Source organism: Amycolatopsis umgeniensis, from assembly GCF_014205155.1.
Taxonomy (GTDB): Bacteria; Actinomycetota; Actinomycetes; order Mycobacteriales; family Pseudonocardiaceae; genus Amycolatopsis; species Amycolatopsis umgeniensis.
On record NZ_JACHMX010000001.1, the window covers coordinates 8685666 to 8701160 of the forward strand.

The 15495-nt window shown below is 68.7% G+C and carries 11 protein-coding genes; 8 read left to right on the plus strand and 3 right to left on the minus strand.

The window, feature by feature from the left end; all coding sequences use genetic code 11:
- Positions 1-68 precede the first annotated feature (68 nt).
- The 6 genes from HDA45_RS39630 to HDA45_RS39655 all read left to right on the plus strand — a co-directional run bounded on the left by HDA45_RS39630 (position 69) and on the right by HDA45_RS39655 (position 6406).
- Entirely contained in the window at positions 69-935 is an 867-nt protein-coding gene (locus HDA45_RS39630) for a hypothetical protein (RefSeq protein WP_184904309.1), read from the plus strand.
- The gene (menC, locus tag HDA45_RS39635; RefSeq protein WP_184904311.1) at positions 932-2041 is read left to right on the plus strand and encodes an o-succinylbenzoate synthase; all 1110 of its coding nucleotides are present in this window, start codon (positions 932-934) and stop codon (positions 2039-2041) included. Before HDA45_RS39630 ends, menC begins: the two co-directional genes overlap by 4 nt.
- An 11-nt stretch (positions 2042-2052) precedes the next feature.
- Entirely contained in the window at positions 2053-3168 is a 1116-nt protein-coding gene (locus HDA45_RS39640; RefSeq protein WP_184904313.1) for a serine hydrolase domain-containing protein, read from the plus strand.
- A gap of 85 nt (positions 3169-3253) precedes the next feature.
- Positions 3254-4711, plus strand: coding sequence for an FAD-dependent oxidoreductase (locus HDA45_RS39645; RefSeq protein WP_184904315.1), 1458 nt, complete (start codon positions 3254-3256; stop codon positions 4709-4711).
- Positions 4708-5778: a hypothetical protein gene (locus tag HDA45_RS39650; RefSeq protein ID WP_184904317.1), complete on the plus strand. Its 1071-nt coding sequence runs from the start codon at positions 4708-4710 to the stop codon at positions 5776-5778. Before HDA45_RS39645 ends, HDA45_RS39650 begins: the two co-directional genes overlap by 4 nt.
- Positions 5779-5806: 28 nt before the next feature.
- Positions 5807-6406 carry a TetR/AcrR family transcriptional regulator gene (locus tag HDA45_RS39655; RefSeq protein WP_184904319.1) on the plus strand — a complete coding sequence of 200 codons (600 nt, stop codon included), beginning with the start codon at positions 5807-5809 and terminating at the stop codon, positions 6404-6406.
- A 4-nt stretch (positions 6407-6410) separates the two neighbouring features.
- Here the strand turns inward: HDA45_RS39655 and HDA45_RS39660 are convergent, their stop codons facing one another.
- The gene (locus HDA45_RS39660; RefSeq protein ID WP_184904321.1) at positions 6411-7625 is read right to left on the minus strand and encodes a tetratricopeptide repeat protein; all 1215 of its coding nucleotides are present in this window, start codon (positions 7623-7625) and stop codon (positions 6411-6413) included.
- Positions 7626-7745: 120 nt separating this feature from the next.
- Between HDA45_RS39660 and HDA45_RS39665 the strand changes: the two genes are divergently transcribed.
- Both HDA45_RS39665 and HDA45_RS39670 read left to right on the plus strand, forming a co-directional pair.
- Complete coding sequence (locus HDA45_RS39665; RefSeq protein ID WP_184904324.1) at positions 7746-8417, plus strand: HEAT repeat domain-containing protein; 672 nt, start codon at positions 7746-7748, stop codon at positions 8415-8417.
- Positions 8418-9434: a MerR family transcriptional regulator gene (locus HDA45_RS39670; RefSeq protein WP_184904326.1), complete on the plus strand. Its 1017-nt coding sequence runs from the start codon at positions 8418-8420 to the stop codon at positions 9432-9434.
- On the opposite strand, the gene HDA45_RS39675 is transcribed toward HDA45_RS39670, so the two are convergent.
- Together HDA45_RS39675 and HDA45_RS39680 are read right to left on the minus strand one after the other, a co-directional pair.
- Positions 9423-13562: a hypothetical protein gene (locus tag HDA45_RS39675; protein ID WP_184904329.1), complete on the minus strand. Its 4140-nt coding sequence runs from the start codon at positions 13560-13562 to the stop codon at positions 9423-9425. The genes HDA45_RS39670 and HDA45_RS39675 overlap by 12 nt on opposite strands.
- Positions 13562-15466, minus strand: coding sequence for an AAA family ATPase (locus tag HDA45_RS39680; protein ID WP_184904331.1), 1905 nt, complete (start codon positions 15464-15466; stop codon positions 13562-13564). Before HDA45_RS39680 ends, HDA45_RS39675 begins: the two co-directional genes overlap by 1 nt.
- Between the last annotated feature and the right edge of the window lie 29 nt (positions 15467-15495).

The window sequence follows — 15495 nt, forward strand, 5'->3', positions numbered from 1 at the left end:
AAACATTCACGAATTCTCTGGACCGGCACTCGTAGGCGCGTGGCCAGTGTGGACGTGAGGCTGTCAGCATGCACCTTCCAGGCAGGGCGCCGCGGGCCGCCCCGGCGACAGTACCCACAGCGGTCCGGGCGAGCGCCGTCGAAGTCGCCGCACGCGCCGCGACCCGTGCGGGCGTCCGGATTCGGCTGGCCGAAGACTTCGCGGCGGTCGAGGCGGTCTCGCGATTCCTCGCCGGCGTGTGGCAGACCCCCGAACATCAGCCCCCGCTCGGGGTCGACGCGTTGCGCGCCTTCGCCCACGCGGGCGGCGCCGTGCACTACTCCAGCGACGGCGGTGAGGTCATCGCGGCCTCCGTGCTGCTGTTCTGCCGACCGGCTTCGCAAGCCGTCTACTCGGTGATCGCGGCCGCCCGCACGAGTGATCGCGGAGTGGGTTTCGCGCTCAAACAGGCACAGCGGGTCTGGGCGCTCGACCACGGCGCGACCTCGATGGCCTGGACCTTCGACCCGCTGGTGAGCCGCAACGCCCACTTCAACCTCGCCAAACTCGGCGCCGCCGCCACCGAGTACCGGGTGAACTTCTTCGGCCCGATCGACGACGGTGTCAACGGGCACGACGAGACCGATCGGCTCACCGCCGTCTGGCCGCTTTCCGGCCCTTGGCCCGTCCACGTCACCGGACCCGACTTCGCCGTCGCGGACGTCGACGGAGGGTCCGCACCGGACGGCAGGCCGTTCAGCGCGCGCGACGAAAACGGGTACTGGTGCCGGGTTCCCGCCGACATCGTCACCACGCGCCACCAGGACCGGGAACTCGCCGCGGAATGGCGCGAAGCCGTCCGCGGTGTCCTGCTGCCGGCTTTCGACGCGGGTTTCACCGCGACCGGGTTCAGCAGATCCGGCTGGTACCGCCTGACCAGGACGGAGCAGCCGTGAAAATCGAACTCGTCGAACTCCTGGAGGTCCGCCTTCCGCTAGTCCGTCCATTCAGGACCTCGTGCGGAATCGACACCGAGCGGCGCACCATGCTGCTGCACGTGGTGACGGATGCCGCCGAAGGCTGGGCGGAGTTCGGCGGCGACCCCGAACCGATGTACAGCCCGGAGTTCGCCGCAGGTGCCGAACGAGTCCTGGCCGATCACCTCGTGCCGAGGGTCGCCGCGCTGGACCGGCTGACCGCCGCCCGCCTCGCCGGCGCGATGGCCCCGGTCAAAGGGAATCCCATGGCCAAGGCGCTGCTCGAAACGGCGATCCTCGACGCCGAATGCCGCGCGCACGCGATGCCACTGGCGACCTACCTGGGCGCGGTGCGCGACCGTGTCGCCGCGGGGGTGTCCGTCGGGATCACGGACACGATCGCGGATCTGCTGGAAACGGTGTCCGGCTACCTGGAGCAGGGTTACGTCCGGATCAAGCTCAAGATCGAACCGGGCTGGGACCTCGAACCCGTTCGCGCGGTCCGCCGCGAGTTCGGCGACGAGGTGGCGCTGCAGGTCGACGCGAACACCGCCTACTCGCTCACCGACGCCGAACACCTGCGCGGGCTCGACGACTTCGGCCTCGTCCAGATCGAGCAACCGCTCGCGGAAGACGATCTGCGCGGTCATGCCGAGCTCGCGAAACTCCTGCGCACACCCCTCTGTCTCGACGAGTCGATCCACTCCGCGCGCGACGCCGCCACCGCGATCGCCTTGGGCGCCTGCCGCATCGTCAACATCAAACCCAGCCGGGTCGGGGGCTACCTCGAGGCCCGGCGGATCCACGATGTCTGTGTCGCGCAAGGGATCCCCGTCTGGTGCGGGGGAATGCTGGAGACCGGTGTCGGCCGCGCGCAGAACCTCGCGCTCGCCGCGCTGCCCGGATTCGTGCTGCCGAACGACATCTCCGCCTCCAGCCGTTACTACGCCGAGGATCTCACCGACGCGTTCCGGCTCGACGGCGGCTCACTGTCCGTTCCGGACGGTCCGGGCAGCGGCGTGACCGTCCTGCCCGCCGTGCTCGGCCGCCACACCGTCAGGACGCGGAAGTTGTCTGTCCGCTGAAAGGAGAAATCATGCGAGGTTGGACCAGTGTCGCCGCGACCTTGGCGGTCACGGCTTCTTTGGTGGCGGTGCCCGTCGCGTCGGCCGCCGCGCCGCGATGTGACCCCAAGCCCATCCAGACAGCGTTGGGAGCGTTGAAGAAAGTCGGTGTCCCAGGGGTCGTCGTGACGGTGAAGAGCCCGCGCTGCGGCGTCTGGACCGGCGGTGTCGGCGTCGCCGACCGGGCGACGGGACGCAAGGTCACCGGCGGCGAACACAGCCGGATCGGCAGCAACACCAAGACCTGGACGGCCACCGTCGTGCTCCAGCTCGTCGGTGAAGGCAAGATCGATCTCGACGACACCGTCGAGGACTTCTTCCCGAAACTCATCCGCACCAAGGATTACGACGGGCGGAAGATCACGGTCCGGCAGCTTCTCCAGCAGACCAGCGGCCTGCCCGACTTCCTCGACGCGCCGTTCTGGGAAGACGAGGAGGCGCACCGCTGGGATCACATCGAGCCCATGCGGACGGTCCGGCAGGCGCTGGCCCTGCCCCCGCCCGATGACCGGGCCCCGTCGGGCTTCGCCTACTCCAACACCAACTACAACCTGGCGGGCTTGATCGTCACGAAGGTCACCGGCCGCGACATCGGCACCGAGATCACGCAACGGATCATCAGACCCCTGGGCCTGTGCGGCACCAGCTGGCCCGGCGACCGGACCACGCTCCCCAAGCCGGAGCTGCGGAGCTATGTGAACAGGGACGGGGTTCTGGCCGACAGGACGGAATGGAACACGTCCGACGCCGACGCGTCGGGAGCGCTGATCTCGACGGGCGCCGACGCGACAGTCTTCTGGAACGCGTTGCTGACCGGGAAACTGCTGGCGCCCGCCCAGCTCGCCGAGATGAAGAAGACCGTCGATGACGGTTCGGGTGAGGGCTACGGCCTGGGCGTCGAGCGCTACGAGCTCACTCCTGGCCTCGTCACCTGGGGCCACAGTGGCGGTATGCCCGGCGGTCACGAGTTCCGCAACGCCGTCACCGAAGACGGCGAGCGGTCCGTGACCTTCCTGATCAACACGGACGAGTACAAGTGGCAGGACGTCGACGTCGCCATCGGCGACCTCATCCGCGACATCCGCTGATCGCCTCCTTGACAGCTCCCGGCGTCATTCATACATTCATACAGGCGTTGTCAATTTGTATGAATGACGCTGGGAGCTGATCCGTATGCGACTCGGTGAAACCGCCGTCGTCCTCGGTGGCAGTGCCGCCGGTCTCTGCACCGCGGGCGCCCTCGCCCCGTACTTCGACCAGGTCCTGGTGCTCGAACGCGACAAGCTCCCGGCCGAGGCCGAACACCGGCGCGGAGTTCCGCAGAGCAAACACCCGCACTTCCTGCTGAACTCGGGCCGCCGCGCGATCGGCGAGCTGTTCCCCGGGTTCGAGGACGATCTCATCGCCGCCGGGGGACTGCATCTCATGCCGTCCATGGACGCCGCCTATCTCGACGGAGCGGGCTGGTCGGCGCGGAAACGCAGCGCGATGACGATGATCTACGGCTCGCGGATCCTCATCGAGCGCGTACTGCGCGACAAGGTCCGTGCCCTGTCCGGGGTCGTGATCCGCGAAGGCGTGACGGTGTGCGGGCTGACCACCCGGGCCGGCGAGGTCACCGGGGTCGGGTTCTCCACCCGCGACGGCGACGAGCACGTCGACGCCGATTTCGTGGTGGACGCGATGGGCCGCGGCTCCTCCGCCGGTGCCTGGCTGGCGGCCGCGGGGTGGCCTGAGCCCGAGGTCCGGACCCTCGACGCCAAGGTCACCTACACCTCGCGCTGGTACGACCTGCCGTCCCGCGACGAGAGGCCCGCGTCCTGGTGGTGGCGGCATCTGGTGATCATGCCGACCCCCGACAGGGGCGAGCATCCCGCCGAGCACGAGTTCCTGGTCAACTTCTTCCCCATCGAGGGGAACCGCGTCATCGCCTGCATGGGTTCGTGGGGGCTCGAGATGCCCCGCACCACCGAGGCGTTCGTCGAGTCGGCCCGCCGCGTTCGGACGCCGCTGTTCTCGGCCGCGATGGACCGGTCGACCCCGACGTCGGAGGTACATCTGACCCGGTCGACAGGCAACAAATGGCGCCGCTACGACCGTCTGCGCACCCCGCCGGAACGCCTGGCGTTCATCGGTGACTCGATCTGCGCGTTCAACCCGTTCTACGCGCAGGGGATCAGTTCCGCCGCGGGCTCGGCACTGCTGCTGCGACAGCACCTCTCCTGCGCGGACCGTCTCGACACGCGATTCTCCGCCCGCTTCCTCGCCGCGCAACGGAAACTGCTCGCCGTCCCGTGGAGCCTGGCGATGGCGAGGGATCAGGGGTACGCCTGCGCTGTCGGTACCGAGAAAGCGGGGGAGTGGAAGCGACGTCTCCTCGCGGCGGTGTCCGGTCCGGCGTTCCGGCTCATCGTCGGCGCGGCCCGCGAGGACGACGTGGTCGACGAACACTTCGCGAAGGTGTTCAACCTCGACGAATCCCTGCGCGACATGATGACGAACCCGCGGGTGCTCGTGGGGCTCCTGCGCTACCGGATCCGCGCCGCGCTCGGGCGGCACCGGGTTCCGTTCGACTTCGACCCCCGGGCCGAGCCGCCGGTCATGGACTACTCGCCGGCGGTCTCCCGGTGAGCACCGTGTGCGGGCCGGACGCGGAAGCCGTCACCCGGGGGCTCGGGTTCGACTGTCACGACGTTTCCCCCTGGTTTTCCCTCCGCGCCCCTTGGGACGCACCACAGTGGACGATGCCACTGCTGGAACTGCTCGTCATCGGCGGCGCGGTTTTCGCTCTGGTGCACGCGATCCGGCGTCACCGCGAGGGCGATTCGGTCAACCTGGCGCTGTGGTGCGCTTCGCTCGTCTACCTCTTCGTCATCGAGCCTCCGCTGTACTTCCCGGAGTGGTTCGGTCTCGAGCGGCAGTACGGGTTCATCTTCGCCCACAACCGGTTCAGCGTGCAGTTCATGGCGGATCGGCTGCCGCTCTACATCGTGGCGTTCTATCCGATGATCAGTCAGCTCGCCTACGAACTCGTGCGGTCACTCGGGATCTTCCGCGCCCGCGGCGCGCTGATCGGATCGGTGGCTGTCGCCTTCGCCTGTCAGGTGTTCTACGAGGTCTTCGATCACCTCGGGCCCCAGCTGAAATGGTGGGCCTGGAACGGTGACAACCGGATCGTCAACCAGCCCGCGCTGGACTCGGTGCCCATGAACAGCATGCTGCTCTTCGCCTCCGTCTCGATGGGGGCGATGACCTATCTCGTCGTGCGCCTGACCGGATCGCGGCGCGGATGGTCGCTCGCGGCGCGCATCCTGGTGGCCGGTGTGCTCACCTCGCCGACCATGGCCATCGCCGGGATCCCGTCGAGCGTCTTCGGCGGGAACACCACCGCGCAAGCCTGGGTGCTCGGCGTCGAACTGGCTCTGCTGTGGCTGGCCGGTACTTGGATCTTCGTCCGGCACCGGGGCCCCGGCGAGCCCTTGACCGCCTTCGCCAGGTTCTATCCCGCCGTCTACCTGGGTGCCATGGCCATGTTCTGGCTCGGTGCCCTGCCCGCGTACTTCTCCGCCGAGGGCGGCCTCACCGAAGACGGCACCCCGATCGGCAGCGGACCCTACGCGCTCGCCTGCTTCCTCGGCGCCGGACTGATGCTCGCCACGCTGTACCGCGTGCGGCGCGAGGCACCTGCCACCGTCTGAGCTTCTCCGTTCGGGGAAGATGGGAGTCATGGGGCACCACGGATGGCAGGGCAACCCGCCCGGAACCGAGCGCGAGGCACGCCGCCGGATCGTCGAGGCGGCGACGGCGTGCATCGACCGCGTCGGCCTCGCCAAGACCAGCCTCTCCGACGTCGCCGCGGAAGCAGGCATCACCCGGCAGACCGTCTATCGCTACTTCCCGAGCCTGGCCGACATCCTCGGCGCGGTCGCACTGGACCGGGTCGAGGAGTTCGCCGGGCGGATGGGGCGGCATCTGGCCTCGTTCGGCAGCGCCGCCGAGGTCGCCGTGGAATCCGTGGTGTTCGGCGTCCGGGCGGTCCCCGACGAGCCGTATCTGGGACTGCTGCTGAAAGCGGGCGAAGCCGACGTCTTCACCGTGGCTGTCACGTCGTCGCAGTCCTTCTCCCTCGGCGCGCGGATCCTGCGGAACGTCTCGGTCGAGTGGGCCGCGGCGGGCGTCGAGTCCGATGAGGACTTCGAAGGGCTCGCGGAGATGTTGATGCGCCTGTTCCTCTCGTTCCTGCAGTACCCCTCGGAGCCCGCGCACACCGACGACGAATTGCGCGCCCTCGTTCGCCGCTGGATCGGACCCGCGCTGGACGGCTGAGCCGTCAAACCCGCCTTGCGACGACGCGAAGCCGGTCGAGGTAGGACGCGGCCTCCGGTTCGCCGCCGAACCGCTCGCGCAGGACGTCGGAGAGGTCCTGCGCGACGAGCACGAGGGAGGGGAGTGACTTGCGCTCCCCGTCGAGTGCGCGTCGGCCGAGACCGATCGCCTCGTCGAGGTCTCCTTCGCGAGCCGCGACGACGCCGAGGGTGATCTGAGCTTCGGCGATCCGCATCGGCCAGCGTTCGCTTCGGTCGAAACCGGTACTCGCCCTGATGACTTCTTCCGACAGCTCACGCGCGAGGTCGTTCTCGCCGACGTGGCGGTAGCAGTCCATCGAGTAGAAGTCGAACTTGTTCGGGTCCACGACGAAGTGGTTGTCGATGTTGTCCGGGTACGGCATCGCATCGAGAAGCTTGCGCCCCTTCTCCAGAGCGGCTCGCATCTCCTTTCGGCGGCCCATGCGGGCCCACGCTTTCGCTTCTTGCGCGGCGAGCTGGACCGAAACGCTGTGGTTGCCCGCGACGGCTTGACCCGCCTTCGCCGCGAGCGTGACGTCGCGGTAGTCGCCTCGTGTCAACGAGAACCAGGCACGCATCTCGTGAGCCCAGCCCAGGATTCCACCGCTGCCGGATTCTCGTCCGAGGCTGAGGGCTGACCTGCGGCTCGCTTCCGCCGACGTGCGATCGCCGAGGTCGTACTCCAGGCATCCGACCAGCAGAGCGAGCCAGCCCGCCAGTTCGTGCACGTCTCGTTGCTGCCGAAGGGTCAGTCTCGGCAATTTGAGCAGGAGACGGAGCCATCGTCGACCTTCGGGGATCAGCTCGGCCGGAGGGCGTCGCGCGTACTCGGAACACAGCCTGTCGACCGTGATCCGGACGGCTTCGAGCGTGGCTTCGTTGACGTCGGAGGCCTGAAGCCGGCTGACGATCTCCAGATCGTCCATGCCTGTCGGGTTGAGCGCGCTTGGGCGGGCGTGTGGCGGGAACAGGGCCGCGGTCACGGTGCCGAGCGTCGTCGCGACCATCGGCTGGAAGAAGGTGTCGGGCTTGTCCTCGCCTCGCTCCCACGCCTTCCATCGGTGACAGAGATCGCCGATTTCCGGCAAAGGCTCGTCGATGTGCTCGCGCATTCGCTGGGCGACGTCGGTCAGCGTCCAGCCGTGTGCCTCGCGCATGGCGCGAAGGCGCCGGGCCCACGACGGAAGATCGGCAGTCATCAGGTTCTGCCCCCTCGCCATCCAGTGTATGGCCGGGACGAGCAGCTGACCGGCTTTCGGATTCCGGCCTTGACCTTGACAGTGTGACAAGGTCTTCACTGTGGGCAGGAGGTGATCCCCATGAACACGACACAGAGGACTTCGCCGGACAGGCGGCTGCTCGACGCTTTGAGCTCCGAGAGCTCGTCGACGCGGCTCCAGGCGGCCCTGGCGGCCGGGACGCACCCGGACGCCGGGTTCGTCGACACGCTTGTGACGCGGTGCGCGATCGAGCCGGACTTCTTCGTGCGAGACATGCTGACCTGGGCGTTGACCCGCTTGCCAGGGGAGACCACGGTGCCGGCGCTCCTGGCGGAGCTCGGATCCGAGGTCGCTCAGGCCCGGAGCCAGGCGTTGCACACGCTGTCCAAGATCGGGGACCGCGCCGCGTGGCCCGCGATCACCCGGTCGCTGCTGCACGACGCCGACGACGAGGTCGCGCGAAGCGCTTGGCGTGCCGCTGTCGTCCTCGTCCCCGACGGGGAGCGGAAGGAGCTGGCCGGGGACCTGGCGGCACAACTCGGCCGCGGCGACCGGAAGGTGCGGCTGAGTCTCAGCAGGGCGCTCGTCGCGCTCGGAGACGAGATCGAGCCCGCCCTGAGGACCGGGCTGGCGAGCGCCGACCCGGAGGTGCACGCGCATGCCCGTGCCACGGAGCGGCTCCTGCGTGACCCGGACGCCGCTTTCGACCCGGCCGTAGACGAGGCGAAGCGGATCTTCGCGCTCGGCCCGGAACGAGCAGGAGGAGCGTGAATGCTGATCGGTGAGGTGGCGCGCCGCTCGGGGGTGAGCAGCCGGATGCTCCGGCATTACGACTCCCTCGGGCTGGTGCGGCCGACGGGCCGCACTTTCGGCGGCTACCGCGAGTACTCCGAGGAGGACATCCGCCGGATCTTCCATGTGGAGAGCCTGCGGTCCCTCGGCTTGTCGCTGCGCCAGATCGGGCGCGCTCTGGAGGATCCCGCCTTCGAGCCGTCCGATCTGGTCGGCGACCTCATCCGGCGGACCGAGGAGCGGCTGAAGCGGGAGCAGGAGTTGCTCGATCGGCTTCGTACCGTCGATGCCTCGTCGCCGACCGGCTGGGAGGGCGTGCTCCGCATCGTCGAGCTCCTGCACGGGCTCAACTCGCCTCACTCCGCGCGACGGCAGCAGACCGTCCTCGCCCCGGCCGAGGACGTGCCGGTGCCCACCGAGCTGCTGGCCGGGGCGGTCCTCGCCGAGGCCGATCCGAACGTCGCCGGAGCCCTGAGGTGGGCACTCGCCAGGGCGGGTGGCGACGGCGTGGCGAGCCTGGCGACCGGCGCGCGTTCAGAGGATGTCGACGTCCGGCGACGCGCGGTCCACGCGATCGCCGGGATGCCCGGTGACGAGGCGGCCGCGGTGCTGACGGAGGCGCTCGACGACCCGGACACGACGGTCCGCGGCCGTGCCGCGCTGGCCTTGGGTTCGCGCGGCCGGACCGCGGCCGTACCGTCACTCGTCCGCATGGTGGTCGAGGGTACGACCGACGTCGAGGCTGCCGAGGTCCTCGGAACCCTGGCGCGCGACGCCGACCGCGCGGACCGGATCATGAGCGCGCTGACCGGCGAACTCGCCTCACCCACCGCGGATCCCGCGACGCGGATCCGCCTGACCCAGGCCCTCGCCGAGATGCCACCGGTCCTTGCCCAGGGCGTCCTGCGACATCTGGCCGACGACCACGATCCCACCGTCGCCCGGCTGGCGTCCGCCCTCGCGGGAGTGCTCGAACGCCGTGAGTCAGACGGCTGACGGCCAATGCCATTCGACGCAGATGTCACGTACCGCCTGTGCGATGTCGAGGACACCCTCGGAAGTGGTCAGTTCGGCGATGGCGCCGCTCGTCTCGGCGAGGGTTCGCAGCAGTTCGGCGCGTCCTCGCCGGGCGGCGGCTCTCAGGTGGGCGGATTCGGCGAGCCGCACCTGGCTTAGCTGAGCGTCGGTGAGGGAGGCCCCGCCGATGCCCATCCGGGTCGCCATCGTCCACCCGTCGTGCACGGACGCCGGGGTCGGCAAGGCACAGACGTGGTCGGCGACCATCCGGGCCAGGCCGGGATCGGTTTTCCCGTGCTGTGCCGCGATCGCCATGATCTTGAGCCGGTCGTCGACCGGCAGGGTCCCGGCCAGCGCCAGAGCCCGGCCGATCCACTCTCGCCGCTCGTCGTGTGCGTAATCGATGAGCAGGAGCAGAAAGACGGCCACCTCCTTCGGCTCGAGGAAGTCCTCGGCGGTCGATCGCGCGAACTCCGTCAGTGTCGGATCCTCGTCCGCTCGCAAGGTCTCCATGCTGGTGAACAGCACCAGCCAGCGAGCGAAAGGTGAGGTCAGTCCAGTGAGGACGGAGCGCAGGATGCCGCGAGATTCCCCCGTGGCGACGGGCAGGAGAGCGGCGACGCCACCGGCTCGTTCCATCTCGTCGGACATGCCGCGTACGAGTTCGACGGCGAGCGCCACACCCGCTTCGGACAGGGTCGGCCCGAGCGCGTCGAGCAGCGGGACTCTTGCGGTCCGGTGCTGCTGGAGAGGGCTGCTGTCGTGATCGGAGATCCCGCGTCGGATGAGCTGCATCGTCGAGCTGTGCCGGAATTCGTCGAATCTGCGGTCTCGCATCAAGGGTTTCTCGAATTCCTTCAGCGTCAGCAGGAGAAAGGCGCTGCGGCGTTCTCGTTCGTCCTCGATCTGTGGGCCCGGCAAGCGGGAGGCGACGGCGACCAGGCCGTCCCGGGTGTCCTGGTCGAGATGCGGCAGGAGCGCGGCGAGGTGCCTGACGCGATCCATCGGCTCCAGTTCGCCGTCCACCACCTGCTGGAGGGCCATCCTGACCACGCTCGCGTGCGCGCCGGGCTGGAGAATCTCCTTCATGTTCTCGAGCGCGTCGATCCTTGTCCGGAGCGGGGCTCCGGTGAGCATTCCGGTGAGGGCTTGCTGCAGGTTCTCGGCGTAGAGCGGGCTCAGCATCACCTTGATGAGCATCGCGCGCACGCCCGCACCATCTCCTGCCTCGATCAGCGTGCGCATTTCGGCGAGCAAGTCGGCGCCGGTGAGATGGAGGTACTCCTGACCGTCCTTTTCGGACAGGACGTGGAACTCCTCCTCGGTGAGCAGATCGTGGCGACCGTCGAAGCGTTGCCCCAGGAACCGGTCCAGGGGCTCTCGCCGTCGGCTGATCTCCGCGTGCATGCCGGGCAGGAGGTCGGTCACCAGGTCGAGGCGGCTCGGGTCGTGGCCGACGAACTCCAGCGCGGCGATCACGGCACCCGAGAGGAGAGGTTCGCGCTGGTCTTCGTCGAGAAAGGGGAGCAGACGCGCAGGCAGCCAGGCGTTCGGCCCGCCGGCCCGGAGGGCCTGCGCCTGGGCGACGGCTTGCCGCAGCCGCGAGGGGTCGAGCTTCGAGGCGGTGGCCGCGATCATCTCGGCGAGGTGTACTTCGTGGTTCAGCTTGAAGTGGCTGATCGGTTCCGTGACGACGGTGCCTTCCAAGGGGTGCCCGGCGGGCGCCGAGTCCGGCAGGTTCAGGTACTGGTCGTGGATCGCGATCGAGTAGTCGAACAGCGCGGCGGCCAGCGGGCCGTCCGCCTGCGCGGCCAACTGTTCCAGCACGTCCTCCCTGGCTATCCACGGCAAGTCGCGGCAGGCGGTGAAGGCCGCCTCCGCCGACTCCCCGCGAAGCCGCGGAGCAAGCTCTCGCAATGCGGAGCCGAGCGGATACTCGTAGCCCCAGTTCCATCCCCAGAGCTGGGAGTCGCCGATGTCGAGCCGTCTCGGTAACTCCATGGCCGCATGGAACGCGGCTTCCACCGTCTCGTCCGGAAAGCGGTCGGCGATCGAAGCGATCACTTCGCAGCGCGGGCTGTAGTGTCCGGTCGCGTTGAGCACGGGAAGAAGCAGCGATTCCTCCACGATCTCGGCGGGTAGCGGCCCGGAGGTCGCCCGGGCGATCGCGAGGAACGCGTCAGTGCGGTTGTTGTCGTCCACGGCCCGCAACGCGTCCAGAATCTGCTCCACCGGCAGATCCTCTGTCGCGGTGAAGAGACCGAGGTCCGCGCCCGTCCGCATCGCGGCGATCGCGTCGAGGCTCCATCGCATGATCCGCTGTCGGCGAGGGTCGGCGGGATCCAGCCCGCGGACCAACTCGAGCAGGAACCACACTTGCTCGCGGGCGTCGCCTCCCGCCCGGAGTTCGCGCAGGCCCTGGGCGACTTGTGCCGTGTCGAGGCGCGGGGCGAGCATCTCGAGGGCGAGGCGCAGCGTCCACGGGTCGGTCAACGAAATCAGGTTGGTGAAGGCGATCCCGACCTGTTCCTCGGTGAGGTACGGAAGGGTGAGGCGCAGGGCCGCCAGCCGGGGGATCCGCTCCGCGTCGGCGGCGTGGTTCGAGCCGTCGACCAGATGCCGCGCCTCGCGTTGTTCACCGTAGGCGAGGTGGAGTGCGGTGCGCTCTTCCTCGGCGGGGAGTGTCAGGACGAAGGTCAGAACGGCGTTCCACTCGACATCGACGAGACACTGGGGCGCGACCCCGTGCCAGGCGGCCCGCAGCGTACCCCTGCGGAAATGGTGGTCGAGCGCCGCGATCAGCAGACCCGCCCTGATCTTGCGCGACACGGGCGCGGCCGGCAGCGCGAAAAGCTGAGTGACGAGATCCTGTGGGGCGGCCGCCTCCCGCACGAACCGGTAGAGGACCTCGTCGGGCAGCCCCTGCGCCTCGGCGGCGAAGCCTGCCAGCACAGGTCCGACACTGCGCCGCATTTCGGCGACGAACCAGGCCGGTGGTCCCTCATCGTCGTCCGTCTCGACCGGCCGCCGCTCGTCGTCGGGCAGTGCCACGTCTTCGGCCGCGCTGTCCTCCGGCTCGTCAGCCGGCCAGACGAGGCCGCCATCGGGAAAGGCGGTCTCGAACGCCCTGACGAGACTGTCGCGGCGTTCCTGGTCCGGCACGCGCGCCACCACGGCGGCGAGTCGCTCGGCCAGCCGCTGTCCCGTGGGAAGTGCGGGGAGGAATCCGGCCAACCGCGCCAGCAGTTCCGCCGCCTGCGCGAACGCCGGCCGTGGGTCGAAGGTCGTTTCGCCGACGTGCTGTAGCGACAGCTCCCACAGTGACTTCTGCCGGTCGGAAGCTTGCTCGGGCCGCGTCGGGGCGGAGGGGGTGAAGTTGTCGAGCAGCGAGTCCGCGACCTTCGCCAGAAACACCGGGCGCCCGGCTTCGGGAACTGTCTCGATGGCAAGGACGGCGGTTTCCGCCAGTACCCGCGGCCCGGCGACCGGGGCGAACGGCGCTCCGGTCGGGAGTACCGCGACGTCCGTGGCGATCCGGTCCACCACGGCGAGACGCTCGGGCGGTTCCAGCAGGTCGAGACCCGAGAGCAGGGCCTCGGCGGGGAGGTCCGGTGATGGCAGGAAAGCCAGTTCGGCGAGCTGGGCCACCAGGGGGCCCCACAGGTCGTCGTCGGTGCTCATGGCGCGCAGCAGTCCGCTCAGCATCTGGCCGCGGTGCCCGGAGGTGGGGTGCCTGTCGATCGTGGCCGCCGCACGCCGGACCGTCCAGCAGCCGGTGCGGACGGCCGCGGCCACCAGCGCGGGCGGCACCTCGTCGGCCGAGGAGAGGGTCGCGCGCACGAGCGCGATCCGGAGCAGGTCCGGAACCAGATCGGCGGCATCCTCCTCGGGCGCCGCCAGCCTGCGATCGAGTGCGTCCCAGGCCACCTCGAGGTCATCCTGGTAGCCGTCCCACGCGCCCGTCTCCCGATCGAAGCGCCGGGCCGCCCGCCGGTCGTCACCGAAGAGACCGAGCAGGCGGTCGATCCGGCCCGCCTTGTCCAGGCGCCGGGCCAGGCCCTGAGCCATTGTGGACAGTTCCGCGAGGATCGCCGGGTCTTCCCGCATCACTCCGTCTTTCCGTTGCCGTACTCGTGATCCCACAACACGTCGGCGATGACCTCGTCGACATCGGGAAGCACCAGCCTCGCGCTGGTGACGGTGTCGTTGCGGTGCAGGAAGTCCTGGAAGCTGGAGTGGTAGAGGCTGTACCTCAGCCCGCCGGGCGTCTCGTCCCGGTGCAGGAACTGCCCCCACTCCTGGAGGACCTGCTGCACGGCGATGGCATCGGCGTCCGGCTCCACCTTCCGCACGACCGTGGCCAGCACCCCCACCGAAACCGGGAGGGCGATCTCGGAGAGCAGATAGATGACCCAGACCTTGAGGCGGGAAGAAGCTCCCGCGGCCATGCCCATGAGGCGCCAATGCGACTCGTAGTACTGCTCAAGCCCTTGTGGCAGGCGCTTGATGTCGAGATCCCGGTAGCCGCCGGTGGCCAGTTCAGGCAGTACGTGCTGCAGGTACATGAAGTTCCCGCCGCTCTTCTCGACGAGCTCGTCGACGAAGTAGGGCAACTGTATCTCCCGGCGGTCGAGCCAGTCGCGGAGCGGTGGACGTCCGGCTTCCTGTCGCAGATACTCGCGGGCGTCGTTCAAGGTGTCCTCGTGATGCTGGCGGAGGTCGAAGCTCCGGCTCGGCCCATCGGTCCGCAAGGGGACGCCGGTCCGGCGGCTGCTCAGCACGAAGTACACGCCGGTCGGCAACTGCTGGGGCAGGAAGAACACGTTGGCGCCGGGCGGATCGCCGGCGGTGTTCACCTCGTCGAGAGCGTCCACGACGAGCACCAGTGATTTCTCCGCGGCGAGGCTCGATCTCGCCTCGACGAGCAGTCGGGAAAGGACTTCGCCGTACCTCTCCGGATCGGTGCTTTGCGCGGCGGGCGCGAGACCGTAGCGGACGGCCAGATGGTTGCCGAAGCTCTGGATGAAATGCCGGCTGGTGTTGAGGCTCTGACTGCGGACATTGAAATGCGCGACGCATCCGTGACGCCGCGCGTACTCGGCGAGAATGGTGGTCTTGCCCGCGCCGGGATCCCCCTTGATCGTCAGGTATCCGCTGGGCGCACTCGCGACGAAGTCGTCGATCTCCCGGAAGACGTTGTCGCGGCCGACAAAGGACGCGGTCTTGTCGGCGATGAGCTTCGCCGTGGCGGGTGGCACGATCTCGGCGACCGAGCCACCCTCCCCGGGGCCGCCTACCTTCAGCGAGTCCGACCGCACCGTCGCGAGGAAACGCTTGACCCGGCCGTAGACGAGTGATTCGCGATCAGCGGGTTTGCAGATGTCGACATGGTCGGCGTCCACGCCGATCGGCGTGACCCGCGCCAAACCCGGATTCGCCGACGCCTGGTCGACGACACGCAGGCCCCTGGTGGCGTGGGTTTCGAAAAAGACCAAGCTGTGGACTTTCGCCTCGTCGGCCCAGTTCCGGTAGCGGTCACCCAGATGCAACAGGTAAGTCTGGTTGCGCTTGAGATCCTTCACGGCGGGGGTGCCTCGATAGAGAACTCCCAGCGCATCGACGGCTTTCGCGAGACCAGCCCCGGTGTGCGGTGTGGCCAGGAAGACCACTCCTTTGACGGCACCCGCGAACGAGGCGAACTCGGTACATCCGTCGGCCGCGTACAGCAGCATCTCCTTGGCGAGCAACCCGCCCATGCTGTGCGTGACGAAACAGAGCGGCCGTTCCCCGATCCCGTGATTCTGCAACGCCGTCATCAGATTGACGGCCCTGTCCTGCAAGGGCATCGCCTGCCCGCGCCACCCACTCGACCAGGCGTCATAGCCGACGGTCCAGACGGCGACGTCCGCGAATTCTCCGCCCAGCCAGAGTGGCCAAGAGGATTCCGTGTCCTTTCGTGACCACGTCCCGAACGCGTCCCCGTCCAGACCATGGACGAACACCACATCCATGGCGATCCGATCGGGGGTGTGAACTGCGA

What these genes read in the sequence shown, in the direction of transcription:
- HDA45_RS39630 (WP_184904309.1), top strand. Translation starts at nt 69, where the DNA reads ATGCACCTTCCAGGCAGGGCGCCGCGGGCCGCCCCGGCGACAGTACCC.
- HDA45_RS39640 (WP_184904313.1), top strand. Translation starts at nt 2,053, where the DNA reads ATGCGAGGTTGGACCAGTGTCGCCGCGACCTTGGCGGTCACGGCTTCT.
- HDA45_RS39645 (WP_184904315.1), top strand. Translation starts at nt 3,254, where the DNA reads ATGCGACTCGGTGAAACCGCCGTCGTCCTCGGTGGCAGTGCCGCCGGT.
- HDA45_RS39655 (WP_184904319.1), top strand. Translation starts at nt 5,807, where the DNA reads ATGGGGCACCACGGATGGCAGGGCAACCCGCCCGGAACCGAGCGCGAG.
- HDA45_RS39660 (WP_184904321.1), bottom strand. Translation starts at nt 7,625, where the DNA reads ATGACTGCCGATCTTCCGTCGTGGGCCCGGCGCCTTCGCGCCATGCGC.
- HDA45_RS39665 (WP_184904324.1), top strand. Translation starts at nt 7,746, where the DNA reads ATGAACACGACACAGAGGACTTCGCCGGACAGGCGGCTGCTCGACGCT.
- HDA45_RS39670 (WP_184904326.1), top strand. Translation starts at nt 8,418, where the DNA reads ATGCTGATCGGTGAGGTGGCGCGCCGCTCGGGGGTGAGCAGCCGGATG.
- HDA45_RS39675 (WP_184904329.1), bottom strand. Translation starts at nt 13,562, where the DNA reads ATGCGGGAAGACCCGGCGATCCTCGCGGAACTGTCCACAATGGCTCAG.
- HDA45_RS39680 (WP_184904331.1), bottom strand. Translation starts at nt 15,466, where the DNA reads ATGGATGTGGTGTTCGTCCATGGTCTGGACGGGGACGCGTTCGGGACG.